General features: G+C 33.7%; 21 protein-coding genes and 1 pseudogene. 18 read left to right on the forward strand and 4 right to left on the reverse strand.

The window, feature by feature from the left end; translation table 11 throughout:
• Nucleotides 1–156: 156 nt before the first annotated feature.
• The 3 genes from EG2_RS10530 to EG2_RS10540 all read left to right on the forward strand — a co-directional run bounded on the left by EG2_RS10530 (nucleotide 157) and on the right by EG2_RS10540 (nucleotide 1558).
• Nucleotides 157–426 carry a helix-turn-helix domain-containing protein gene (locus EG2_RS10530; RefSeq protein WP_060814713.1) on the forward strand — a complete coding sequence of 90 codons (270 nt, stop codon included), beginning with the start codon at nucleotides 157–159 and terminating at the stop codon, nucleotides 424–426.
• Between the two features lie 275 nt (nucleotides 427–701).
• Nucleotides 702–1283: a phospholipase A2 family protein gene (locus EG2_RS10535; protein ID WP_060814714.1), complete on the forward strand. Its 582-nt coding sequence runs from the start codon at nucleotides 702–704 to the stop codon at nucleotides 1281–1283.
• An 8-nt stretch (nucleotides 1284–1291) separates the two neighbouring features.
• Nucleotides 1292–1558: a hypothetical protein gene (locus EG2_RS10540; protein WP_060814715.1), complete on the forward strand. Its 267-nt coding sequence runs from the start codon at nucleotides 1292–1294 to the stop codon at nucleotides 1556–1558.
• A 436-nt stretch (nucleotides 1559–1994) separates the two neighbouring features.
• Here the strand turns inward: EG2_RS10540 and EG2_RS10545 are convergent, their stop codons facing one another.
• Nucleotides 1995–3029 carry a LacI family DNA-binding transcriptional regulator gene (locus EG2_RS10545; protein ID WP_060814716.1) on the reverse strand — a complete coding sequence of 345 codons (1035 nt, stop codon included), beginning with the start codon at nucleotides 3027–3029 and terminating at the stop codon, nucleotides 1995–1997.
• A 209-nt stretch (nucleotides 3030–3238) separates the two neighbouring features.
• Here EG2_RS10545 and EG2_RS10550 point away from each other — a divergent pair, with 209 nt between their 5' ends.
• The 13 genes and pseudogenes from EG2_RS10550 to EG2_RS10610 all read left to right on the forward strand — a co-directional run bounded on the left by EG2_RS10550 (nucleotide 3239) and on the right by EG2_RS10610 (nucleotide 19586).
• Nucleotides 3239–5287, forward strand: coding sequence for a beta-galactosidase (locus EG2_RS10550; protein ID WP_060814717.1), 2049 nt, complete (start codon nucleotides 3239–3241; stop codon nucleotides 5285–5287).
• A 254-nt stretch (nucleotides 5288–5541) separates the two neighbouring features.
• Entirely contained in the window at nucleotides 5542–5865 is a 324-nt protein-coding gene (locus EG2_RS10555) for a PTS sugar transporter subunit IIB (protein ID WP_060814718.1), read from the forward strand.
• A gap of 67 nt (nucleotides 5866–5932) precedes the next feature.
• Nucleotides 5933–7195 carry a PTS sugar transporter subunit IIC gene (locus EG2_RS10560; RefSeq protein ID WP_172461426.1) on the forward strand — a complete coding sequence of 421 codons (1263 nt, stop codon included), beginning with the start codon at nucleotides 5933–5935 and terminating at the stop codon, nucleotides 7193–7195.
• 126 nt (nucleotides 7196–7321) lie between these two features.
• Nucleotides 7322–8863, forward strand: coding sequence for a family 16 glycosylhydrolase (locus EG2_RS10565; RefSeq protein WP_060814720.1), 1542 nt, complete (start codon nucleotides 7322–7324; stop codon nucleotides 8861–8863).
• Nucleotides 8864–10405: 1542 nt separating this feature from the next.
• A complete protein-coding gene (locus EG2_RS10570) occupies nucleotides 10406–10597 on the forward strand; it encodes a hypothetical protein (RefSeq protein WP_060814721.1) in 192 nt (63 codons plus the stop codon).
• 18 nt (nucleotides 10598–10615) lie between these two features.
• Nucleotides 10616–11269, forward strand: a pseudogene (locus EG2_RS10575) (UPF0236 family transposase-like protein); the annotation flags it as partial.
• A 1566-nt stretch (nucleotides 11270–12835) separates the two neighbouring features.
• A complete protein-coding gene (locus tag EG2_RS10580) occupies nucleotides 12836–14887 on the forward strand; it encodes a BglG family transcription antiterminator (RefSeq protein WP_060814723.1) in 2052 nt (683 codons plus the stop codon).
• On the forward strand, nucleotides 14887–15168 hold the full coding sequence (locus EG2_RS10585) for a PTS sugar transporter subunit IIB (protein ID WP_016178675.1): 282 nt from the start codon (nucleotides 14887–14889) through the stop codon (nucleotides 15166–15168). Before EG2_RS10580 ends, EG2_RS10585 begins: the two co-directional genes overlap by 1 nt.
• Nucleotides 15169–15211: 43 nt before the next feature.
• Entirely contained in the window at nucleotides 15212–16576 is a 1365-nt protein-coding gene (locus EG2_RS10590; protein ID WP_060814724.1) for a PTS ascorbate transporter subunit IIC, read from the forward strand.
• 18 nt (nucleotides 16577–16594) lie between these two features.
• Entirely contained in the window at nucleotides 16595–17446 is an 852-nt protein-coding gene (locus EG2_RS10595; RefSeq protein ID WP_060814725.1) for a transketolase, read from the forward strand.
• Nucleotides 17447–18394, forward strand: coding sequence for a transketolase family protein (locus EG2_RS10600; protein ID WP_060814726.1), 948 nt, complete (start codon nucleotides 17447–17449; stop codon nucleotides 18392–18394).
• Nucleotides 18395–18623: 229 nt separating this feature from the next.
• Nucleotides 18624–18773 carry a DUF4931 domain-containing protein gene (locus tag EG2_RS18430; protein WP_169793133.1) on the forward strand — a complete coding sequence of 50 codons (150 nt, stop codon included), beginning with the start codon at nucleotides 18624–18626 and terminating at the stop codon, nucleotides 18771–18773.
• Nucleotides 18774–19406: 633 nt separating this feature from the next.
• Nucleotides 19407–19586, forward strand: a complete 180-nt coding sequence (locus EG2_RS10610) for a hypothetical protein (protein WP_232043842.1) — start codon at nucleotides 19407–19409, stop codon at nucleotides 19584–19586.
• 166 nt (nucleotides 19587–19752) lie between these two features.
• Here the strand turns inward: EG2_RS10610 and EG2_RS18435 are convergent, their stop codons facing one another.
• Nucleotides 19753–20004 carry a DUF3955 domain-containing protein gene (locus tag EG2_RS18435; RefSeq protein WP_309543769.1) on the reverse strand — a complete coding sequence of 84 codons (252 nt, stop codon included), beginning with the start codon at nucleotides 20002–20004 and terminating at the stop codon, nucleotides 19753–19755.
• 341 nt (nucleotides 20005–20345) lie between these two features.
• Here EG2_RS18435 and EG2_RS19640 point away from each other — a divergent pair, with 341 nt between their 5' ends.
• Complete coding sequence (locus EG2_RS19640; RefSeq protein WP_249024302.1) at nucleotides 20346–20522, forward strand: PRD domain-containing protein; 177 nt, start codon at nucleotides 20346–20348, stop codon at nucleotides 20520–20522.
• A gap of 81 nt (nucleotides 20523–20603) precedes the next feature.
• Here EG2_RS19640 and EG2_RS10620 read toward each other — a convergent pair whose 3' ends face one another.
• Both EG2_RS10620 and EG2_RS10625 read right to left on the reverse strand, forming a co-directional pair.
• Nucleotides 20604–21575, reverse strand: coding sequence for a 1-phosphofructokinase family hexose kinase (locus EG2_RS10620; RefSeq protein WP_060814727.1), 972 nt, complete (start codon nucleotides 21573–21575; stop codon nucleotides 20604–20606).
• On the reverse strand, nucleotides 21572–22333 hold the full coding sequence (locus EG2_RS10625; protein WP_060814728.1) for a DeoR/GlpR family DNA-binding transcription regulator: 762 nt from the start codon (nucleotides 22331–22333) through the stop codon (nucleotides 21572–21574). The genes EG2_RS10620 and EG2_RS10625 overlap by 4 nt, the downstream gene beginning before the upstream one ends.
• Nucleotides 22334–22625: 292 nt before the next feature.
• Between EG2_RS10625 and EG2_RS10630 the strand changes: the two genes are divergently transcribed.
• Nucleotides 22626–23084, forward strand: a complete 459-nt coding sequence (locus tag EG2_RS10630; RefSeq protein WP_060814729.1) for a PTS sugar transporter subunit IIA — start codon at nucleotides 22626–22628, stop codon at nucleotides 23082–23084.
• Nucleotides 23085–23091: the final 7 nt, after the last annotated feature.

A 23091-nucleotide genomic window follows, 5' to 3' on the forward strand; every position in this document is an offset into this window, starting at 1 on the left:
AGAATGAACAGGGATCGAAGTACCCTCTTCGATCCCTGTTATTATTATTGACTTTAGTCAGTTTCGTTAGCTAGCGTACAAAACAAAAAAACGCGCGTTTCTACGCGTGACGAAATTAGATAAATTTATTAAAGATTTGATCATGCAAATTTTATTATGGTAGTGGAACACGAACGGGCGGAAATAAAACGAAGACAAGCACAAGGAATCGCATTAGCGCATGAAAAAGGACTGTTTAGAGGGAGAAAGCCGGATTATTCTCCAACAAGTAGAAATCGACAAAAACAAATTATTTATTATCAAATTGTCGAAATGCTAAAACAAGGAATGGGGATTTCGGAAATTTCTAGAAGAGCAGGTGTCTTTCGACCAACTGTTTATAGGATCAAAGAAAATTTAGAGAAAAACGAGACCAAGGTGGAGTAAGAAGCGCCACCTTGGTTTTCTGTTTCTTTATCTATAAATTTAAATAACTAATATAATTAAATAGTTTTAAAATAAAAATAAAATAAATGTTGCAATCAATTTAATTATACAGTAAAAAAATAAAATTAAAAGACTGTTTTTAAAAGGATTTTTATGGAATACTTCAATTGTAAAAGCTATCACAAGAAAAGGAAGGAGGGCAAATTAGTGGGGATAATTTTTCTTGTTGATTGTAAAAGATAACAAAAAATAAAATATAGAAAGTTGGCGATAGTATGAATTTACGAGTACCACAATGTTCAAAGTTTCTTTACTTGGTAATTGGATTAGTAGCTACAATAAGCATATTATTCGGAATTTCTATAAAAGGATATACTGATGAAAAGACATTTGATGTTGAAAATTCAGTTTATGATATGGATGAAAATCAAATTTTAAATATTATGAATGAGTATATATATATTAATGAGAATGGTATAAGAGAATTCGATTTAAATAGAGCTATTGATAATAATTTACCTGATGAAATATTAGAGATTGGCAACACGATGAATAATATTGTCTTAGAAGCAGAAAAAGAAAAGAAAAATGATAACTTAACTGTCAGAATCGTTAAAAGAGCAACGTTTTTAGTTTATGGTAATTATTGTGGGTATGGAAATAAAGGTAAAGGAAAAATGCCTATCGATGATCTAGATACTGCTTGTATGTATCATGATTATTGTTATGTTCATGGTGGGAATAACACAGATTGTAATCGGAAATTTGCAGATAGATTGCGTGCAGTTATAAAAAGCGCAAAAAAATTCTCATACAAATATAATGTTGCGGTAGGCGCACTTGCTATTTTTGGGTGAATAATATGATGAAAAAATATTTAATATCTATAAATATTTGTTTGTTGCTTTTTTCTGCTGCTCTAATTATTTGCCAGCTATTTTTTTACCAAGCTAAAGGTATTCCACCGATTATGTATACTCCTGTAACTGGTATTTTAGGAATAATCATGGCTTTGTTTTTACCCACCAATAATCATCTGAGAAAGCTATTTCTTATTGCTAATAGTAGTATTACTCTTATTGTTTTTATTTATTTTTTAGCCGTGGCTATAAATCCAGATTTCTTTGTATAGGTTGCAACAGGAAGGGGTAGATTAAATATAGATGATTAAAACTTTGAAATATATATCTATAGGTACAATTATCATCAATATTATTCTCAACCTTTTATTTTTCACTATGACAACTATTGATGTCACAATACTATTATTTAGTTTTCCTATAGGAATTGTGGGGATTATAGCTAGTTGTTATCTAGAAAATAAACATCGGAGAGTAGTTTTTGTTCTAGTTAATTTCTTATTGTCTATAAGCTTTGTGTATCCATTTTTATTATGGAAATTAGCAAGTAAGCCGTGAGAAAGTAATAGAAATTTTTATTGCTTGCCACACTCCAATCGTCCCCACCATCTAGGCGAACAACAAAAAAATGCAAAGTCATCTTTAGACTGTAGACAAACTTTATACAAAAATGAGATTTGTCTACAGTCTAAGAAGTTTGATGACATGCTAACTCCTATCTTTAGATGATTGAAATGAATCATGGCTAGTTGGTAAAAAACTTTTTCTAATAATTAGTTCTGAACCTAGTAAAACAGTTTTGGAAATATTTCTCGGATGAATCAATTGTTCTGATAATAGATTAATGGCTGTCTTAGCAAGTTCATTTGTATCAATGTTATACGTTGTTAGTGGCGGAGATAAATATTGAGAAATCTCATTATTATTAATACTAATAATAGCCATATCATCAGGGATCAAAATACCTTTTTCATATAATCCTTGTAAAAAGCCAACAGCTATAGAATCGGAAGCAATCAAACAAGCTTGTGGAAGATTTTTCCCTAATCTATTGATCATTTGCATTGCTAATTTATATCCTTGTTCTCCTGTAAAGGATCCTTCTGTAAATATATAATCCTCTACTAATAGATTTTTACTAGATAAGTAGTTTCTAAACATAATTTCACGACTATCTATTTTATTGTCACTGTTTCCTAGAGCATTTTTTTCTCCACCTATAAAGCCAATTTTTTTATATCCTTCACTTATAAATAGATCAATTGCTTCTTTAGTAATTGCATCAGTATCGGGTTTTACTGTATCAAAATATTTTGGTGCAGGATTAACTTCTAAAACTACACCTTTATATCCTCTTTTTTTTAGTGATAATAGTTCTTCTAATGTAATTGATCCCAAAGCAATAAAACCAGTCACATCATCTGAAAAAGAAGTCACTTCTTCATGCTTTGTTAAGAAAATTAGTTCCATATTTGCTAGCCTTGCATGTTTTTCTAAAGACTCACGTAATTGTCTAAAATACATATCTTGTGAAAGTTGCTCTTCAGAAACTAAAAAAAGTATCGCTATTTTCTCAAAAGTCGTTTTAATTTTTGTACGTTCATATCCTAATCGTAAGGCCACTGCAATTATTTCTTTCTTCGTCTTATCTGTTATATTAAAGGATTCGTCTCCTTTAAATAAACGTGAAATTGTTGCTGGGGAATATCCTGATTCTTTAGCAATATCTTTAATACTAACCATTGATTATCCTCCTAATCTAATGAGTAATTGTACTGAAATACTTTAATTAGAATACTATCTTAAGGCATTCGAAGAGTAAAGTTTTTTCTAATTAAATTTTATATTTATTAGTTTTATTAAATTATTTTACTTTAATAAATAAAATAGTTTACTTTTTCTGGTTTTTATATTATTATGTAAATATGAAATCAGAAGGGATCTAGATTCAAATGATAAAACATGAATTAGCAAATTTATTTTTACATGGTGGAGATTATAATCCTGAGCAGTGGTTAGATTATCCGGAGGTATTAGCTAAAGACATAGAATTAATGAAAGAAGCACAAATAAATACTGTCACAATAGGTATGTTTTCATGGAGTATGCTTGAGCCCGAAGAGGGGAACTTTAATTTTAAATGGTTAGATAAAATTTTTGACGAAATGTATTCTATAAATGTAAGCGTAATCTTAGGAAGTCCTAGTGCAGCTAGACCTGCTTGGATGGCTCAAAAATACCCAGAGGTTCTGAGAACAAATAATTATCGTCAGAAAATGTTATACGGCGGTCGTCATAATCACTGCTTTTCATCAAAAATATATAGACAAAAAATAGGAATTATGAATAGCATGCTTGCTGAAAGATATGGCAATCATCCTGCACTATTAATGTGGCATATTTCTAATGAATACGGTGGGGAGTGCCATTGTGAACAATGTCAAGAAAAGTTCCGTATTTGGCTGAAGAAGAAATATACTAATCTTACAAATTTGAATAATGCATGGTGGGGAGCTTTTTGGAGCCATATATATACTGACTGGGATCAAATAGAGTCTCCTTCTCCTTTAGGTGAATCATTGGTTCATGGTTTGAATCTGGATTGGAAACGTTTTGTTACTGATCAGACGATAGATTTCTATAAACATGAAATTGAAAGTATACGACAAATTACTCCACAAATTCCAATTACTACAAATTTTATGGCAGACAATTTGGATTTATTACCGTATCAGGAACTGAACTATGAGAAATTTTCAAAGTATGTGGATGTGGTTAGTTGGGATTGTTATCCTGCTTGGCACAATGATAAGGAAAGTACTGCAGATGTTGCAAGTAAAGTAGGTTTTATGGATGATTTGTATAGAAGTTTAAAGCAAAAGCCTTTTTTGTTAATGGAATCAACACCAAGTAATGTAAATTGGCACCCTGTAAATAAATCAAAAAGACCAGGGATGCATTTTTTATCTTCCTTACAGCATATTGCTCATGGATCTAACAGCAATTTGTATTTTCAGTGGCGTAAGTCAAGAGGAGCCTCAGAAAAATTTCATGGTGCAGTAGTTGGAAATGATAATAGTGATAAAAGTCGTGTTTTTTGTGATGTAAGAGAAGTTGGTCACGCTCTTGAAAAAATTAGTGCAGTTAGTTTATCAACTAAGCGTTCAGATGTAGCAATTATTTTTGATTGGGAGAATAATTGGGCTTTAAATGATTCGCAAGGATTTTCTGATAAAACAAAGTGCTATTCAAAGACAATTCAAGAACATTATCGTTATTTTTGGAATAAGGATATACAAGTAGATGTTATTACTCCAAGTGCAGATTTTAGTATCTATAAGTTAATTATTGCCCCTATGCTTTATTTACTTTCAAGTAAAACCATAGATAAGTTAACTAACTATGTTGAATTTGGAGGGAATCTGGTTTCTACCTATCTTACAGGATTAGTAGATGAGTCTGATCTTACATTCCAAGATGGATGGCCAAAAGAATTGAAAGCGCTATTTGGTATTGATGTATTAGAATATGATACATATTACCCAAGTCAAAATAATACAATTGAGATAGGAGATAATATTTTTGAGACGAAAGACTATAACACAGTTATGAATATTTTGACTGCTAAGACTATTGGTGTTTATAAAAATGACTTTTATAAAGCGAAACCTGCAATTACAGAAAATAGTTTTGGTAAAGGGCAGACATATTTTATTGGATCACGTACAGACTATGACTTTTTAAATTTCTTTTATGAACAGATTTGTGGAAAGCTAGGATTGTTTAATCAATTTATTATTTCTGGAGATGATGATGTTTCTGTACAAACTAGACAGGGAAGAAATCAAAACTTTCATTTTATTATGAACTTTTCCGAAAAAGATAAAAATATTTCAGTTTTAACTAACAGTATAAATTTATTAACTGAAAAAGAAGTGGGAACAGAAATACACTTATCTCCGTATGAGGTAGTGATATTGCAGTGTCAGTCATTAAAGTAAATAAAATAGAAGCAAAAAATGTATGGTATTTCTATTCTTTTGGAAAAACTTATTTGAAAAAATGGTGATTACTTATATTTATTGTATATATGATATTTCGCGAATATTTATTAGTTAATTTAAAATTGAAGGGAAATAATACATTAACTCTATCAATTAATTTTGAGTTGATAATAGAAATGTTGTAGATTTTAGGAATTAAATCGAGAAATTATGGATGACAATCCAAATAATTATAGAAATGAGGAAAAGACATGAGTAAAAAGTACAATATTTTATTAGTTTGTGCTGGGGGAATGAGTACTAGTTTGTTGGTAACTAAAATGAAGCAAGCTGCTGAAGAACAAAGAATTGAAGCAAAGATACAAGCGATGGCTGAAGTTACTGCAAAAAAATATATTTTTGAAGAAAAAGTAGATTTAGTTATGTTGGGGCCACAAATCCGTTTTGAGAAAGCTTCGTTTGAAGAAAAATTAAAGAATATGTCTACAAAATTAGCTGTAATAGATATGGCAGACTATGGGAGTATGGATGGTGAAAAAGTATTGAATACTGCAGTAAACTTGTTAGAGGCATAAGTTTTTTTCAATTAATGTAATATCTAAAATATAATGAGTATAGGAGTGTAATTCAATGAAACAAAAAATAAGCGCTTTCTTGGAGTCGAAAGTAGTTCCAATTGCTACTAAATTAGCTTCAAGTAGTATACTTATAGCAATTAGGGATGGTATAACTCTAGCAATGCCTTTGATAATTATTGGTTCAATATTCATGGTAATAGCAAGTTTCCCAGTACCAGGATGGGAAGATTATCTTGGGGATGTGGGTATTTCCAGTTACTTGTGGAAAGGTGTGGATAGTAGTTTTGGTCTTGTTGGCTTAATAGCAAGTTTTGGTATTGCGAATAGTTTTGCTGATCAACATAAAGTTGATGGTGTACCTGCTGGTATCGTATCATTATCAGCATTTATTCTGATTACTCCATTTTTAAGTGGTGAGGATGGTGCGGGACTCCCAATCCAATATTTAGGTTCAAAGGGCCTTTTTATTGCAATTATTTTGAGTATCTTGAGTGCATATATTTATCAATGGTTTATTAATAATAATATTCAAATCAAAATGCCTGAAACTGTACCTCCTGCTGTATCGAAAAGTTTTAGTGCGATTATCCCTGGTGCTGTAATCATCACATTTTGGTTAATTATTTTTACTTTATTGGAAAAACTATCGTTACCTAATTTACACGAAATAGCTGCAGCTGTTTTAGGAATACCTTTAAATTTATTGGGAAGTAATATTTTTGGCACATTAATTATAGTTGGATTAAACAGTTTATTGTGGTTTGTAGGTGTTCATGGCGGTCTTGTTAATAATCTTATGCAGCCAGCTTGGATCGCAAATATTGATGCAAATAGATTAGCTTATCAATCAGGAGAAAAACTCCAACATGTGATTACTCAACCTTTTATGGATAATTTCGTTTATATTGGTGGTAGTGGTGCTACAATTGGTTTAGTCTTAACTATTGCTTATTTTTCTCGAAAAAAGAATGCGAGTAAGCGCACTAAGGTTTTATCACCAATAACAGTTGTGCCGGGCTTGTTTAACATTAATGAGCCAACGATGTTTGGTGTTCCTGTGGTATTGAATTTCTTCTTACTTGTACCATTCTTCTTAACTCCGATGTTAAATGCAATTGTTGCGTTTTTTGCAATGAGTAGTGGACTTGTTCCTTTAACACGAAATGTGGCTTCATGGACAATGCCCCCTATTATTAGTGGTTTTTTAACAACAGGTAGTATAAACGGAGCAATACTACAAACTCTTCTAATTATGATAGATATTTTACTTTATTACCCATTTTTTAGGTTAATAGAAAAACGATTTGAAGTAGAAGAGACTAAATAAAAATCTTTCAGAAGGAAAAGATATAATATGTGTGTTCCTTTTTTGTTAATGTTAGTTAAATTAATGTTAAGGCTAAAAGAATAGTTTTTATGTCCATTTTATTTACACTCAATTGGAGGATATTCAATGAATTTAATAAAAAGATTTTTGATACCGGTATCATTATTAGTTGGATTATTAATTGTTGATATTAAGTATGGTGGCAACTATGTTCATGGTGAAACAATTGAAAAAAAGATTAATTATGAATTAATGATGACTTCTGTAAATAGTGAACATAATGGTACAGAAATAGAAAAAGCATTTGATAATGATATTAATACCTATTGGGATTCTGCTTGGTATGAAGGGGATAAGGGATTAGGCGAAACACCTATTAAAATTCAAATAGACTTTAACTCACCTAAACGTCTATCTAAACTTGAATATTTACCGAGACAAGATGACAATCCTAATGGAATGATCTTAAAATATGAATTGTTTGGAATAAATAAATATGGAAATACTTCTACAATAGTATCTAATGGTAGATTTGATAATAACCATTCCATGAAATCTGTAAAAATTTCTAGCAATGATTATTATCAATCACTAATTCTAGAAATTGAAGAAGGTAGTTATCTAAATTCTACTTCTCAAACACATGCTGCTATTGCAGAATTAAATATTTATGAGAGTCAATCAATAGATAATAATGTCATATCAAAAGCTATTAAAGTAGGTGAAACGCTGTCCTTAAATACCGAAAACGTTAGATTTACGCAATGGATGTCTAGTAATCCATCAGTTATTACAGTTGATAAAGCCGGGAAAATTTTTGCACAGAATGAGGGAAGTGCTTCAATTACTGGTATAACTGCCAATGGCATTAAAAAAAAGTATGATATAAGTGTTTCTGATTACAAGGCACCTGAAATTCCTGGTAAAAAAATAGTTTTTGAAGATAATTTTGATGGAGAGCATTTAGATATGAGTAAATGGAGTAATTGGAATGTAGACTTAAAAGAATCAGATCTTTTTAGATACGGTAATTCTCCTGAAGTGATTGTTCATCCTAATAATGTAAAAGTAAGTGAAGGTACGTTACGATTGTTAGCTTCAAAAGAGGAGACTTTGTTTGAAGGAGTAAAAAGTCAATATAGATCTGGAACTGTCCATACTCGTGAAAAATTTGAGAGTAAATATGGATATATTGTGGCAAAAGTGAGAATACCTGACGTTGCGGGAAGTAACCCTGCGATTTGGATGATGCCTCAAAGAAATGAATTAAATACTGAGTGGTTATGGGGGGATAAGGAGAGTATTGGAGCTGAGATAGATATCTTAGAGAGACCACATCCTGATGGAGCTAAGGAATATAGTAATTTAAAAGATAAATATTGGATTACGATGCATTATGATAACTATTTGTATAATCTTCATGATAAGTTTCATGTTCAACCTACTCTTTTAAATCCATATGAATGGCATGAATTTGGTATTGAATGGACTGAAAAAAGTATTAAGTTTCTATTAGACGGTAAAGTTGTTGCCGTACAAAATGAAAATATTCCAAATCAGCCAGAAATTTTTATTTTAAGTTATGGATTAGGTGGATGGATTGGGAAAATTGATGATAATAGATTACCACAAGAAATGGAAGTAGATTATGTAAGATGGTATCAATAAAAAATATATTTTTTAACAAGATGATTTGTATACAGAATTACTAATATATTGTATATTTATGGAAGTGTTTTTATTTATTTAAACGCAGTGGAGTTCGATTACATTGTAGACTCAACTGCGTTTATGAATATAATAAGAAAAAAATCTTAGTATTATAATCTTCTGAATATATAGTATTTATTAGGCAAATGAACAATAAATGAAGTTGATCTAACACATTTAGGAGATTTAATTGCTGGAACTCAAGTTTTGACTGAAAATAGATTTTAATCATTTGTACTAAAATTTTCAATTTTCTTCAGCAAATCCTGTTCTGAAGGTAAGTTAATGGGAAATGATTTTGAAAATCCTTTGGAGACTTCTCTGTTAGAACCTGTAAATGGAATTTTGGAGCATAAGGAACAAAGACGAAACCATATATCATCGCTAAAAACTTTGCTAAAGAATTTAAACAAATGGTGAGGGATAATATCGGACTTCTCTTCTATGGTAGTATCGGAAGTGGTAAATCTTATCTAGCAAGCTCGAATGCTAATTATCTCATCAAGGAATATCAGACAAGAGTCTTAATGAAAATTTTGCTGAAATTTTAAACGATATTCAAGTAAGAGAACTTAAACTCGATAAGAATGAATATAGTGGAAAACTTGCCAATGTTCCATTTTTAATTCTTGATGATTTAGGTATGGAGAGAGACCTCTTTTGCAAAAGAACAAGTCTATCATGTGATTAATGCAAGGTACTTGAAGCAAAAACAAACGATTATTACGACCAATCTTCCTTTGAAGATTATGACGAATACAGAGGACGACCTCGAATATCAACGAATCTATTTAAGAATTATGAAAATGTGTGTCTGGATCCGTTGGAACTTTGCAGCACTAAGATGTTTTTGAGAAGAAGTATAAATTTCTAAGATCGTTTTTCTTAGGTGTTGATTTTCTATTGTTCTTGGTGCTATTTTCCCAGAAAAACGCTTGTAATAAGTGGAACGATTGACTTTGAGTACACGACAGAGTGTAATAAAACTGTGTTCATATCGAAGAATGTGTAAAGCTTTTAATCGTTCGTCGAATGAGGCGTGAATATGACAATTGCTTTTTTTAGGATTAAATTTTCCTCCTCGAGTTGCGTATTTCTTTTTTGTAGCTGTTTGATTCTCAATTTTCTTTCAAAGATAGTAATGATGCTATAAGATTAATAAGGAAAGAGTGCTTTTTTAGTTGAAGATAAACTTGAATTAATTACCACTGTTTACGGTTAAAATGTTAATGATGATGTAAAGGATTTAGGTTTTAATATTTTGCAACAATAAATAGGGAGGCCACAAGTAAATAAAAAGGATCGAGTTAATTACTTCGGGCTTGTTGTTAAAATAAAGTATGAATATTTTTGCTTTTGAGAAAAATTTGAATATAGAGGTTATATCAAAAGATTTTTAAAAGTTTTTTTGCTGATGAAGCAGATCAAAAAAAGATTTGGTGAAAAGACACAAGATTCCTATACTGAAAGAAAAAAGAAATAGAGTAAAAGAATTTGCGTATGTTTAACGAATTAGATTTCGAACGAGAATACCGGGAAAAAGCAATTGAACGGTTTCTGGAAAATCTTCATGTCATTGAACAGAAAGTAGGTATGGAAGTCCAGGCACAAGGATGGAAATATGTGAAAACGGCTCAGCGAACAGTGATTTTCACTTTTGGTGAAATGACTTTTTCACGAAAGTGTTATTGACGGAATCATGAATATCGATATCCAGTAGATGAAACATTAAGCTTACCCCAGTATACTCGTTTTTCGATGGAATTATTATTGCAAATTGCGGAATTAGCAACAAAAATGCCTTATAGAGAAGTAGCAAGAACATACGAACTTTTAAAAGATATACATATTACAAAAGATACGGTATTGAAAGCTGTAAATTTGGCTGGAAAATACTATAAAGAGAAGGAAGAATATCGTTTACGATCTGAAAAGAATTCTGGGACTAGAGAAAAAGTTTCTGTATTGTATATTGAGGGTGATGGAATCAGTATTAAAACCAATAGAAAAGAAGAAAGTCGTGTTGATTTAGCTCACTTTTTAATTCACAAGGGTTGTAAAGAGGAATATCGCGGAAGAAATCAATTAATTGATAATCACGAAATTATTTCTTCTAGTAATAAAAAAGCTCGAGAAGAAGTTGTAGATTATATTTATAATCACTATGAAATAGATAAAAATACGTTAATTATTACGAATTCGGATATGGAGACTGGATACACACCGTATGTTTTTAAAGAAATTGCAGGTTCTTTTTCAGAAAAGCATATACATTTTTGGGATAAATACCATTTACATGAAAAGGTCAAAGAGTTTTTTAAAAGATATGATTCTGTTTTATACCAACGTTTTTTCACGCATTGACTGTTCATAGTAAAAAAGAAGCTCGATTAGTTTTAGATACGATTGAAGGAGAGGAAGAACAAATTCGTTTTGGTGTTTTTAGTAGAAAAATATTGAAAGGTTTTATTATACGAAATCGCCGAAGCAATACGGCTTTTCTGGATCAGGAATTGGTGTAATGGAATCTCAGCAATCAAAAATTGCCAATCGTATGAAAAAGAGAGGAATGTATTGGTCTCTTGATGGTGGAAAAACAATGAGCAAAATGATTATTGATACAAGCAAAATCAGTTAAGAGAATTATTTTTTTGAAAGTGGAGAGAGGAGTAACTCCGAATTGAGAAGTTAGAAACTACCCGACGGTATTTAAAAAAGGTGTACGTGAGAAATTCCCGTCAAAAATTCAAGTAAGTCGAGTAGAAAAATGGTACAAATATGATGTTTAAAATAAATAGTTTCATTTTTGCTTAATCTATTGAAAAAAGATAAAAAAGTGGTATACTTGGCGCGAAAAATTGATGTTGCTAAGGATTTTTAGCATGTCCAAAAATGAAAGAACATTTCTTAAAATCCACAAAATCCTCTGAAAAACTAAAAAAATCCACTGCAACTAAAATTTAGACATAAATGTAGAAATTGAAAAACTATTTAAACTTAGCTAAAAGGAAAATAATGATTAAGACAGTATTTAAAAAAAGGTAACATTAATCTTAATGATTTACAAGTAAGTTTTTTAATAAATAAACTTACGGAATTATATATTTTTTTGGGTCACTTTTAAAAGTAGAAGTGCGATAGTTGTTGTGCTTATCAGCATATAATTTCTATGCAAGTATATCAACTTAAAAGATATTTAAGGAATGTATAAATTTTATTAGTTAGATTAGAATAAGATTAGATAAAAATATCATTTATTTTTGACTAGAAATATTAAATAACACAATAAGAAGACTTTTAGTTTGAGACTGCTAGAAGTCTTTTTGTTATTTGCTTTAGACAGATTCGTTCTTGTGGCGTACGAAACAAAAAACGCGTGTTTCTACGCGTGGGCGAAATAGCTTTAGCAATAAAGGTTTAACACATACGAGATGAAATTGTAAGTATCACATGGTCTTTATTCCGAAGTATCGATGAAAAGCGATTGAGAACAAAATCCTGATATCGTCATTTGCGTTTGTTTCTGATAGAGCATTAGTAAAAAGGTGTTTGTATTTTTTGTGGACTCGATTTAGTCGTATCTAGAAACAATCGGCAATGGAGAATGGAATATTGCTATAATGATTTATAAGAGGATCGAACGGAATCAACTCTTATTTCAAGATTTTTTCAAAGCCGGAAAAATAACGAAGGGAACAATTACATAAAAAGTTTGCTTATTTTTTTATTAAGAATGCATAAGTCTAGCAACTGAGTTTAGAGGCTGTATTGAAAAGCTTTTTACTTAGAAAAATAAATCGTTGTTTTATGCTCTTTTTTCGCAGGGTAAAAACAACGGTACACTGTTTGAGAAAAAGTGAAAACAGATTGTACCGAAGAATCGTAGCGCTTTCTTTGGTCTGGATATATAGTATAAGTGGGGGTAGGGATATGATAGATTATCGGTTAAGTTATCTTATTGGAGATTCAAAAGAAAAATATTTGCTTGATCAAGCAACTGAAATGACAAAAATGAGGAAAATAGATCTTCTTTTTGCAATTAAAAAGATCAATGAAATGGCGTCTGACTTATTTGAAACAGAAATTTTAATAACGGAGACAGAAATTGAAATTCCTAAAACGATTACGCGGAATTGGATTGATCTCTTTTTTAATCAAAAGCGGGAGGAAGTTGTTTTTCTTGAAGAAGAACGTCAGGCAATGATTTTCTTGCTGACTTTTGCACAATTTGAGGAACTATCTGTCTACTATTTCCAAGACTTCCTGTCCGTCAGTAAAAATACGATTTTAAAGGATTTGAAAAAGCTTCGAGCAGCACTGGTTGAACGTGGAGTAACCCTCGAATATTCTAGAAAAAATGGTTTTTTTCTAAATGGAGCTGAAGCTTCGATCCGCGGAGCCGCTTTTTATTTGCTAGGTATTTTAGCTGCCAGCCCCAATGGCAATCGTTTGTTGTATGAAGGACTATCATTAAAATCCCCAAACCTGTATACGGATGTTCGCTTAAATTTTTCAATGACGATTGAAGAATTTGATCTAGTGTTTGTCCCTACTCGTTTTGAAGAAATGGTGTATTTCATTTCCTATTTGATTTGCCGAACGGAAAACTATGAGATTGACTTTTTGCAAGAGGATCAAGCGCTTTTAGCGCCATTGATCGCACACAAGGCTAGCAATCAGTTCTTAGCGCATTTTTCGAAAATTAAAAACAGAAGCATAGAATCCTATTACTTCACAGTTATTTTCATGACGGTTCTTCAAGGGGAAATTCAAGATACCTCGCTAGAGTTTTTGTTGGAATGCTCCAGTGAGATCATTCATGAAATAGAACGCCTTTCTGCGATTGAATTCAAGAATTATCGCAAGCTACTCCTGGACCTTTTCTATCATTTGGTTCCGGCTTATTTTCGAATCAAATTTGATTTTAAATTGAGCAATGTCTTAATTGACGAAATAAAAATGCAATACCATGAGATTTTTGAATTGACCAAATTAGTGTTATTTCCATTAAGGAAGCTCGTTCAAAAGGATATTCCTGACGAAGAGATTGGCTACTTCACGATTCTCTTCGGCGGCGAAATCAGCAATCAACGACAAAAGAAGAGAAATGCCCAGTTAAGAGCGCTGATTCTTTGTCCTAGCGGTATTAGTTCATCTTTGATTATGAAGTCTGAGCTACAGGAATTGTTTCCGCAGATTGATTTTTCCGAAACAAGTTCCTTTGAACAATTCCATCATCAAGGTATGGATAGTGCATTTGATCTTATTTTCTCTAGTGTTCCAGTAAAGACAGATAAGAAGCTCTATGTGATCAATCCAATCATGACACAACTAGAAAAGAACGCATTAATGAGAAGAGTTCAGGAAGATTTTCTCTTTCCGAAGGTGTTGATTCCATCGGTGAATGAAATTCTAGATATTTTAATCCCTCATATTGAATTAAAGAATGGTATTACAAAAGAAAAGCTATACAACATTGTGCAAAAAAAAATGAACAAGGAAATGAAAAGAAGGGAAGATGATCGACCGATGTTATCAGAATTATTAACAGCTGACATGATTCAATTGACAGACCGTAAGATGGGCTGGGAAGAAGCGATTAATACAGCTGCTGACCCGTTAAAGAAGAAAGAAAAAATCAATCAAACCTATATAGAAGCAATGATTAACAAAGTGAAGGATTATGGACCATTTATCCATATTGGTAAAGGTGTGGCACTGCCTCACGCACGTCCACAAGATGGGGTCAATGAGTTAGGAATGTCACTGCTGAAGGTGGATACGCCTGTGCTGCTTTCAGATGATGAAAAGCATCCGATTCAAATTTTTATTTGTCTAGCAGCCATTGATAATGAAATGCACTTAAAGGCGCTGGCGAGCTTAACAAGAATTTTGTCGAATAAAGAGAAATTAGATACTTTACTAAATGCTTCAACAAAAGAAGAAATTTTAGAAATTATGACTGAAGGAGAAGATGAATAATGAAATTTGCGGCGGTATGTGGATCAGGCTTGGGTTCAAGCTTTATGGTGGAAATGAATATTCAATCTGTACTTAAAGATTTAGGAGTAGAAGGCGTAGAGGTTGCTCATTATGATATGGGCAGTGCAGCCCCAGAATTAGCGGACACATTTTTTGTCGGCGGTGATTTAGCTGATAGCGCACAGCATTTAGGCAATGTAATTGTGTTAAATAGCATCATTGATATGGATGAGCTAAAGGAAAAGGTTCAAGCAGAATGTGTGAAACAAGGACTGCTATAAGATGAGATGTCTGGAAGGAAAGAAAAAGTAGGAGGATCAAAAAATGAACGGTATTTTAAGCATATTAATTGATATTGCCAGTACGCCAGCGCTATTAGTGGCTCTGATTGCTATTTTAGGAAATATCTTACAAAAGAAAGATACGGCTTCAATTGTTAAAGGCGGAATCAAGACATTTGTGGGCTTCTTAGTAGTAACAGCTGGAGCAGGTGTAATTGAAGGCTCATTGGCACCTTTCGGAGAAATGTTCCAAGCGGCCTTCAATATGCAGGGCGTTGTTCCGAATAATGAAGCGATTGTTGCTTTGGCACTTAATAAATTTGGTACGTACACAGCACTTATTATGTTAGTCGGAATGGCCTTTAATATTTTGATCGCGCGGATTACTCGGTTTAAATATATTTATTTAACTGGACATGCCACACTTTACATGGCGTGTATGATCGCGGTGATTTTGAGTGTGACGGATATGGAAACTGTTCCATTGGTATTATTTGGAGGTTTGGCTTTGGGCTTGGCGAACACGATCTTCCCAGCTATCGCACAGCCATTTACTCGCCAAATTACGAAGAACGATACGGTTGCTTTAGGACATACAGGGAATTTTGGATATGCACTGAGCGGTCTGATCGGTAAATTTGTAGGAAATAAAGAAAAATCGACTGAAGATATCAACTTCCCGAAAGGTTTGTCCTTCCTACGCGATTCCACAGTTAGTATTACGATTACAATGGCAGTCGTTTATGTGATTGTTGCCTTATTTGCGGGAAATACTTTTGTAGCAGAAAACTTAAGCGGTGGCACAAACTATATTATTTATTCGCTGCAGCAGGCTGGCTCATTTGCGGCGGGGGTATTTGTTATCTTGGCAGGTGTTCGTTTGATCTTAGCAGAAATTGTTCCGGCATTTAAAGGAATCTCGGAGAAATTAGTTCCAAATTCAATTCCAGCATTGGATTGTCCAATCGTTTTCCCTTATGCACCCAATGCCGTATTGATCGGCTTTTTAACCAGCTTTGTTGGTGGAATTGTGAGCTTGGTGATCATGGTCTTAACCGGAACGACGGTAATTATTCCAGGGGTTGTGCCTCATTTCTTCTGTGGAGCAACTGCCGGTGTTTACGGAAACGCGACTGGCGGACTGAGAGGAGCGGTAGTCGGATCTTTTGTTCATGGTGTTATTATCAGCTTTATGCCGATTCTCTTAATGCCTGTTATGGGTGAACTAGGCTTCCAGGGTTCAACCTTCTCTGACACAGATTATGGAGTAACCGGAATTTTCTTAGGAAATCTTGCCAATTTTGGTGGACAGGTCGCTGCGATTATTGGAATTTTAGCAGTATTAGGAATCTTGATCGTTTTGACAGCTGTTACCAAAGGAAAAAAATCACGTGCGGTTTCTGAATAATTCAAGGGAGAAGATAGTGTGGAAGAAGTAACGCTTAAAAAGTTAGAAGTTTTAGCCACGAACATTCGCATCGATACGATCGAGGCGATCAGAAAGGTTGGTGCCGGACATATCGGCGGCTCGTTATCCATTGTGGAATTATTAGCAGTGCTCTACGGAAAACAATTGAACTATGATCCAAAGAATCCTCAGTGGGAGGAACGTGATCGAGTTGTTTTATCCAAGGGACATGCAGGAACTGCTTGGTATAGTGCGTTAGCAGAAGTTGGTTTCTTTGAGAAAAACTGGCTGATGACCTTGAATGAAGGCGGTACAAGACTGCCTTCTCATCCAGATCGGACAAAAACACCCGGAGTAGATGCAACGACAGGCTTTTTAGGTCAAGGAACCTCGGTTGCGGCAGGAATCGCGACAGGATTGAAGTTGCAGAAGAAAGACAGTTATGTCTATTTAATTGTTGGTGACGGCGAATTAAATGAAGGACAATGCTGGGAGGCTTTTCAGTATTTGGCTCATTTCAAGCTGAATAATTGCATCGTAATCATTGATGAAAATAAAAAGCAGCTGGATGGAACAACAAAAGAAATTTTGAATCCTTTTAATATTGAGGAAAAGATGCGGGCATTTGGTTTTAAAACAGTGAAGACCAAAGGAGATGACATACCAGCCATTGATCAGGCGATCACTGAGTGTAAAGCTATCAAAGATCAAGCGGTTTGTATCATTCTTGATTCTGTCAAAGGTCAAGGCGTACCTTTTTTTGAAGAAATGGCGGCTAATCACTCAGTAAAATTTGACAATGAGAAAACATTGGCACAGACAGAGAGTATCCTGGCTGATTTGCGAGAACGAATAAAGGAGTGTGGCTAGATGTTTATATTAGCAGATACTAGAGAAGTTGGAAAAGAACTTCGTGTTGCAGTGGTCGATGCTCTGAAAGAAACGATGGAAAACAACGAGAAGGTGATTGCTCTGGATGCCGACTTAGGCGCTGCCAGCAAATGGACGGATCTAATCAAGACTAATCCCGATCGTTTCATCAATGTCGGAATTGCTGAAGCCAATATGGTAGGTGTCGCTGCAGGATTAAATCTTACTGGATACATTCCTTTCGTCCATACCTTCGGGCCATTCGCAACAAGACGTGTATTGGATCAAGTTTTTCTATCAGGTGCCTATTCTAAAAATACCATCAATATTTTTGGTTCAGATCCTGGATTTGCAGCTGGGCATAACGGCGGAACCCATACAACTTGGGAGGACGTGGCATTATTACGTGCTATCCCTGATGTGGTTATCTGTGATGCAGCTGACGCTGTTCAGATGGAGTGGATCATTAAAGAATTTAGTCAATTGACTGGTGTGCATTATGTTCGTGGCAATCGTAAATGCGTTCGCGATGTTTATGAAGAAGGCTCGAGCTTTACATTAGGCAAGGGCAACCTGTTGAAAGAAGGTTCAGATTATCTAATCGTCGCGGCTGGACAACTAGTTTCTGAGGCTTTGGATGTGGCGGAGCATCTTGAAGAAAGAGGTATTACGGCAGATGTGATCGATATGTTTACGATTAAGCCGCTAGACAAGGAATTATTATTGGAGCGATTAATTGGTAAGAAAATGGTCATTACCATTGAAAATCACTCGATCACTGGCGGTCTAGGCAGTGCGGTAGCAGAAGTTTTAGCAGATAACGGCCTTGCTATTCCGCTGAAACGTATCGGTGTCGATGAACGTTTTGGACAGGTGGGAACGCCAGCCTTTCTACAGAAAGAATTTGGCTTGACTGCGGAAAAAATCATCGAACAAATCGACGAATAATCTAAAAAGAAAAAATAATTTATAGGTGTTCAAGGGATCTGTAAGGATCTTTTGGGCACCTTTTTTCAGCAGTTCATCTGAGTTGCGGACCTATTCGATTAAAGAATTTGTTGTCATTTCTTATCTCAAATCATGCTATAATTGAATTAATCGGTTGAAAACTAAGAAGCAAGTCTGTTTTAACAGTCTTTAGTGGGTACTGTGTGTGTAATAGACGTGCTTTTTTCAGATGGAAGGCTGCGAAAGTTATAATCTATTTTTCTTTGAGAAAGAAGGAAAGTATATCGTTAAGCTATTCCCACGTTTTATCGTTTCCCCATACTTCGTTGGTTATAAGCTACCCCACAGAATTTTTCTGAAGAGCATTCGCTTTTACTAAGAGAAGAATTTCGGAAAGAGTTTGTTAGAGAAATAAAAGAACATCAAAGCAGTTTATTTTTTTGAAAAAGTGCACAAATGACTCCGAAAGGAAATATGGATTGAACTTTTGAATAAGGCGCGATTAATATAGATAAATCAAATGTTAAATACTTAGATTACCATAAAAAAATGGCATTCGGGTACTTTTTTGACTCCTAATTACAAAAATATGAAAGTCCCTCAATAAATATTTATTTTTAACTAAGAATATCCGAGTGTACAGGCTATAATCAGCTAAAATAGTTAGTAAACAGGCTTCTTTACAAAAAAGTAACATAATATGGTTTGTTGTTTTACATGTGAAATAGGCCAAGGAGAGTGAAGATAATTGAATAACGGAAGTCATTCTCGCGAAGTTCCATGATGGAGCTTCGCGAGAATGTCTATAATTTGCAGTATGTGGTAGGAAATGAAATTAATTTTTTATTTCAAGAGGGACGACATGATCTCTCGGGGATAGTGATGAAAAAGTACACTCACAGCTGTTTAGTTGATATTAGCCAAGATACTAGGCTTACTCGGGATGAATTTGATCTATATAATCAGAAGGTTGTTGTGAATTACAAACAAAACAACGGGATGGTTTATTATTGTGGATGATGCAGCATTCGAAGATTTAGAACTTCATGTATTAACGCTAGCTTTTCAAATAGAAGAATTAAAGAAAAATGCTACGATTAACAAGCAAAGGAACTCATTGAAAATGATTGAAGCGGATTATCGGTATTACAAAAGACAATATGACCAGCAGGTGAAAAAATGGAGAAGGTAATTCCGAAAAAAGTTTCTTTTGGCGATTGGGATTAATTGTTGATAATGGAGGAATAAAATGAATGGCGATGCAGACGTTTGATGTCTACATCACCATCTTTTTTAATACTCGAAAGCTCGTTGTTGAAAAAAACTAACTTTTCTTCAACAGAGGTTTTACGTGCGAATCAAGCCGAGTATTTCCTCGATATTCTTTGTTTGATGAAACTGTATAAGACAGTAAAGAAAGCAAGTCCTAATGCTAAGTAGACCAACGCAACACAAAAGAACGCTGATTCAATTAGCATTCCGCATGAATCGAGATAAGAACCGACAAGGACAGAAGTCGAAAATAACAAAATACTCAAGAAAATAAATATACAAGAAATAATGATTTTTTCATAGATTCTCCTTCTTTGTTTTTCTAAATTATATAGAATATAACTTAAGAAAAGATAAGTGTGACAAAATTGTTAGGTGTGAAAGGCATTGAGATGTCAATCAGCTTTGTCCTTTGTAGTATGTCATTGTGATCAATGAGACAGAGGATTTGGGACTAGACGAGACAGAATCAACGGCAATTGCTATGCAATTTATATTCAGTAGTGTAAGCAATTATGATTCTATACAACAGACAGTGAACGTCACGAAAAATATCTTGGAGATTATTTCCACCATCCAATACCATTTTCAAATCAAAATCGACCAGAACTCGATAAATTTTTCTAGATTAGTATCCCATCTTCAATATTTTTTGATTCGCTAGGTAAAGGGAACCAAAATGATGGATATAAGTGAAGAAATGATTCGCATTGTCCTTGATCAATATCAGTCCTCCTTTCAATGTGTAGAAAAAGTGATACGTTTTTTGAACAAGGTCGATAATGTGAAGCCGCCATTAGAGGAGGAAGTGTATTTGACGATGCACATAGAAAAAATTCGTCAGATGAAGATGTGAATAATGCCGTTTTTTGAGACCGCCTAATTTATATGATACAAGCACCATTCCTTTTTTTGGAATAGGTGCTTTTTTCTGCTATTATCGATTGATACTTAGTTCCTTGATTTTCGTTAATTGGATGTCATCAATAAATTTATCTACCTGATTTTTGTCAATTGTTCCATTTGTTTCGAACAAAGAATTAGAAATACCACAGGCCATTGCATATCTGAGAGAATCTTCAATGGAATAACCTTGACTGATAGCATAAGCCATTCCTCCAACTGTAGAGTCGCCGCAGCCTGTGGTATTAACGACAGTGACCTTGGGAATTTGAATATCATAAATAGTAGTCCCATGCTTAACAAGTGCTCCATCTTCACCTTGAGAGATCATAATAGTTTCGACATTGTCAAACATAGGATCGTGCAGGATTGTAATTAGTTCTTTGATTGACTGAATCTTTCTGCCAATTAGTTCCTCCAATTCATGGGTGTTGGGTTTAATAAAGCTTGGTCGTACTGTTTTCTGTTTTAAACAATTTTCCAACTGTTCACCAGAGATATCCATCAAGATCGGGAAAGACTCTCCAACGATTGAGCGGATAAAGTGAAGCAAATGGTAGTGGAAATTGGCATCGTCCGAATTGACTGACCCAGAAATACAAATTACATCGATTTCGTATGTTTTTAAGAGATTACTAATATGTCTGAAAAAAAGCTGCTCATTTTCTTTGGAAAGATAGAGACCTTTTTCTACTAGCTCAGTGTGAGTGTTTCCGTCATGCATGATTGTGATTGCATTTCGTGAATTCCCTTCAACAGTTAAAAATTCAAGATGGTAACGCTCCTCAGCAATTAAGGTATCCAAAATCATTTTTCCGACAGGACCACCCAGGATGCCAGTCAAAATTACTTCTTTACCTGATTGTGCGATGACTCGACCAGCATTGATACCTTTTCCGCCAATCGACGTGTGGGGATTTTCGACCCGGTTTACTTGATCCAAATTCAATGAAGAAACAAGGTAGTTGTAATCCATTGAGGGATTGAGCGTAATTGTTAGGATCATTCTTGCTCCTCCTTAATAATTTTCGTATAAGAGCTGTAGTAGTCAAACTGTTTGTCCGACAATTCATTGTCGGTGACTAAATAATCGACTTCCGATAAGGAGTAGAAGGTATAAACATCCGACCGATTAAACTTGGAGCTGTCAGCCACCACGCATTTTTTCCGAGAGTGGGCAAAGGCCACTCGTTGGATTGAACCCTCGATAGAATTTGCGGTGGTGACGTTATTGTCAAAGACACCATTCGTTGCAGCAAAAGCAATATCGATATTTAGATTATCAAAGCTCTTTTCAGCGATTTCTCCATAAAATTCTTCAGTTGTCCTTGAAAATTCGCCTCCTGTTAATAGGACACGATAATCTGTATTATAAATCAAATAATTAAATGCTAGCAGACTATTTGTAATCACGAATAAGTTTGCTTTTTTAATTTCTGGCAGTGCATGGAGCATGGTCGTTCCGGCACCAATATAGATCGTGTCATTATCAGAAATAATACTGTTCATAACTTTTCCGATAAATTTCTTTTCTGGTACATTAGTATCGATTTTTTCTTGAGTGGACAATTCTTGTTCAATTTTTTCAAGTTTTTGTGCGCCACCGTAAATTTTTACTAGCAAAGATTTGTCGGCAAGCTCATTGATATCTCTTCGAATTGTCATATCGGAGACGTCTAAACTTGAAGATATTTCTGGAATGGATAAGTAGTCGTTTCTATTTAACAAATCCAAAATTTTTTCCTGACGCTCTTTTTTTAACATGAAATCACCTCTAATAGTAAGCTCTTACAATAAACCGTGAAATATACGGTTATGTTTATACATTAATTAATAGCATTTAAAGAAGGAAAAAGCAAGAGAAAAATGTTCAGTTGTGTTAAAGTTTGTTAAAAATATGAAATAGAATTTGCGAATACATGTTTTGGAATGAAATTAAATGTTAAGTAAGCGTTGACAAAAGGAATGAAGCAATGTATATTTACATTGTAAAACATATGTTAACAAAGATTAACAAATTATTTCAATTTTTGCATTTGAAAGGAGCGTAAAATTTGTGGACTATAAAAAGATGTTCGACAAGCAGCTGATTGGTCTAGAGATTGATGGTGAAAACGAAGAACAGGTATTTGAACAGGTCGCAGAGCATTTAAAGAATCTGGGTTTTGTTAATGAAGGGTATCTAAAAGGAATTACGAGCAGAGAACAAAAATTTCCAACAGGATTGATTACACAGCATTTAAATATTGCCTTACCGCATTCAGATCCAGAGTATGTGGAGAAACCATTTGTTTATATTGCGCGATTGAAAAATGAAGTAAGGGTCAAGCAAATGGGCGATGGTCAGTTAATGAAGGTGAAAAATTTGTTCTTTCTTGGTATTAAAGATCCCAAAGAACAGGTCGGATTGCTGCAAGCATTTATGGAATTATTTATGAACGAAGAGTTTGTCAGAGCATTTATACAGGAAGAGGATAAACAAAAAATCCATCATTTGTTTACCCAAAATATTTAGATAAGGT

It is taken from the genome of Enterococcus gallinarum NBRC 100675 (genome assembly GCF_001544275.1).
Taxonomy (GTDB): domain Bacteria; phylum Bacillota; class Bacilli; order Lactobacillales; family Enterococcaceae; genus Enterococcus_D; species Enterococcus_D gallinarum.

What these genes read in the sequence shown, in the direction of transcription:
- EG2_RS10600 (WP_060814726.1), top strand. Translation starts at nt 17,447, where the DNA reads ATGTTTATATTAGCAGATACTAGAGAAGTTGGAAAAGAACTTCGTGTT.
- EG2_RS10545 (WP_060814716.1), bottom strand. Translation starts at nt 3,029, where the DNA reads ATGGTTAGTATTAAAGATATTGCTAAAGAATCAGGATATTCCCCAGCA.
- EG2_RS10620 (WP_060814727.1), bottom strand. Translation starts at nt 21,575, where the DNA reads ATGATCCTAACAATTACGCTCAATCCCTCAATGGATTACAACTACCTT.
- EG2_RS10590 (WP_060814724.1), top strand. Translation starts at nt 15,212, where the DNA reads ATGAACGGTATTTTAAGCATATTAATTGATATTGCCAGTACGCCAGCG.
- EG2_RS10585 (WP_016178675.1), top strand. Translation starts at nt 14,887, where the DNA reads ATGAAATTTGCGGCGGTATGTGGATCAGGCTTGGGTTCAAGCTTTATG.
- EG2_RS19640 (WP_249024302.1), top strand. Translation starts at nt 20,346, where the DNA reads ATGATGGATATAAGTGAAGAAATGATTCGCATTGTCCTTGATCAATAT.
- EG2_RS10540 (WP_060814715.1), top strand. Translation starts at nt 1,292, where the DNA reads ATGAAAAAATATTTAATATCTATAAATATTTGTTTGTTGCTTTTTTCT.
- EG2_RS10565 (WP_060814720.1), top strand. Translation starts at nt 7,322, where the DNA reads ATGAATTTAATAAAAAGATTTTTGATACCGGTATCATTATTAGTTGGA.
- EG2_RS10550 (WP_060814717.1), top strand. Translation starts at nt 3,239, where the DNA reads ATGATAAAACATGAATTAGCAAATTTATTTTTACATGGTGGAGATTAT.
- EG2_RS10570 (WP_060814721.1), top strand. Translation starts at nt 10,406, where the DNA reads ATGTTTAACGAATTAGATTTCGAACGAGAATACCGGGAAAAAGCAATT.
- EG2_RS10555 (WP_060814718.1), top strand. Translation starts at nt 5,542, where the DNA reads ATGAGTAAAAAGTACAATATTTTATTAGTTTGTGCTGGGGGAATGAGT.
- EG2_RS18430 (WP_169793133.1), top strand. Translation starts at nt 18,624, where the DNA reads ATGGAAGGCTGCGAAAGTTATAATCTATTTTTCTTTGAGAAAGAAGGA.
- EG2_RS10535 (WP_060814714.1), top strand. Translation starts at nt 702, where the DNA reads ATGAATTTACGAGTACCACAATGTTCAAAGTTTCTTTACTTGGTAATT.
- EG2_RS10530 (WP_060814713.1), top strand. Translation starts at nt 157, where the DNA reads ATGGTAGTGGAACACGAACGGGCGGAAATAAAACGAAGACAAGCACAA.
- EG2_RS10625 (WP_060814728.1), bottom strand. Translation starts at nt 22,333, where the DNA reads ATGTTAAAAAAAGAGCGTCAGGAAAAAATTTTGGATTTGTTAAATAGA.
- EG2_RS10580 (WP_060814723.1), top strand. Translation starts at nt 12,836, where the DNA reads ATGATAGATTATCGGTTAAGTTATCTTATTGGAGATTCAAAAGAAAAA.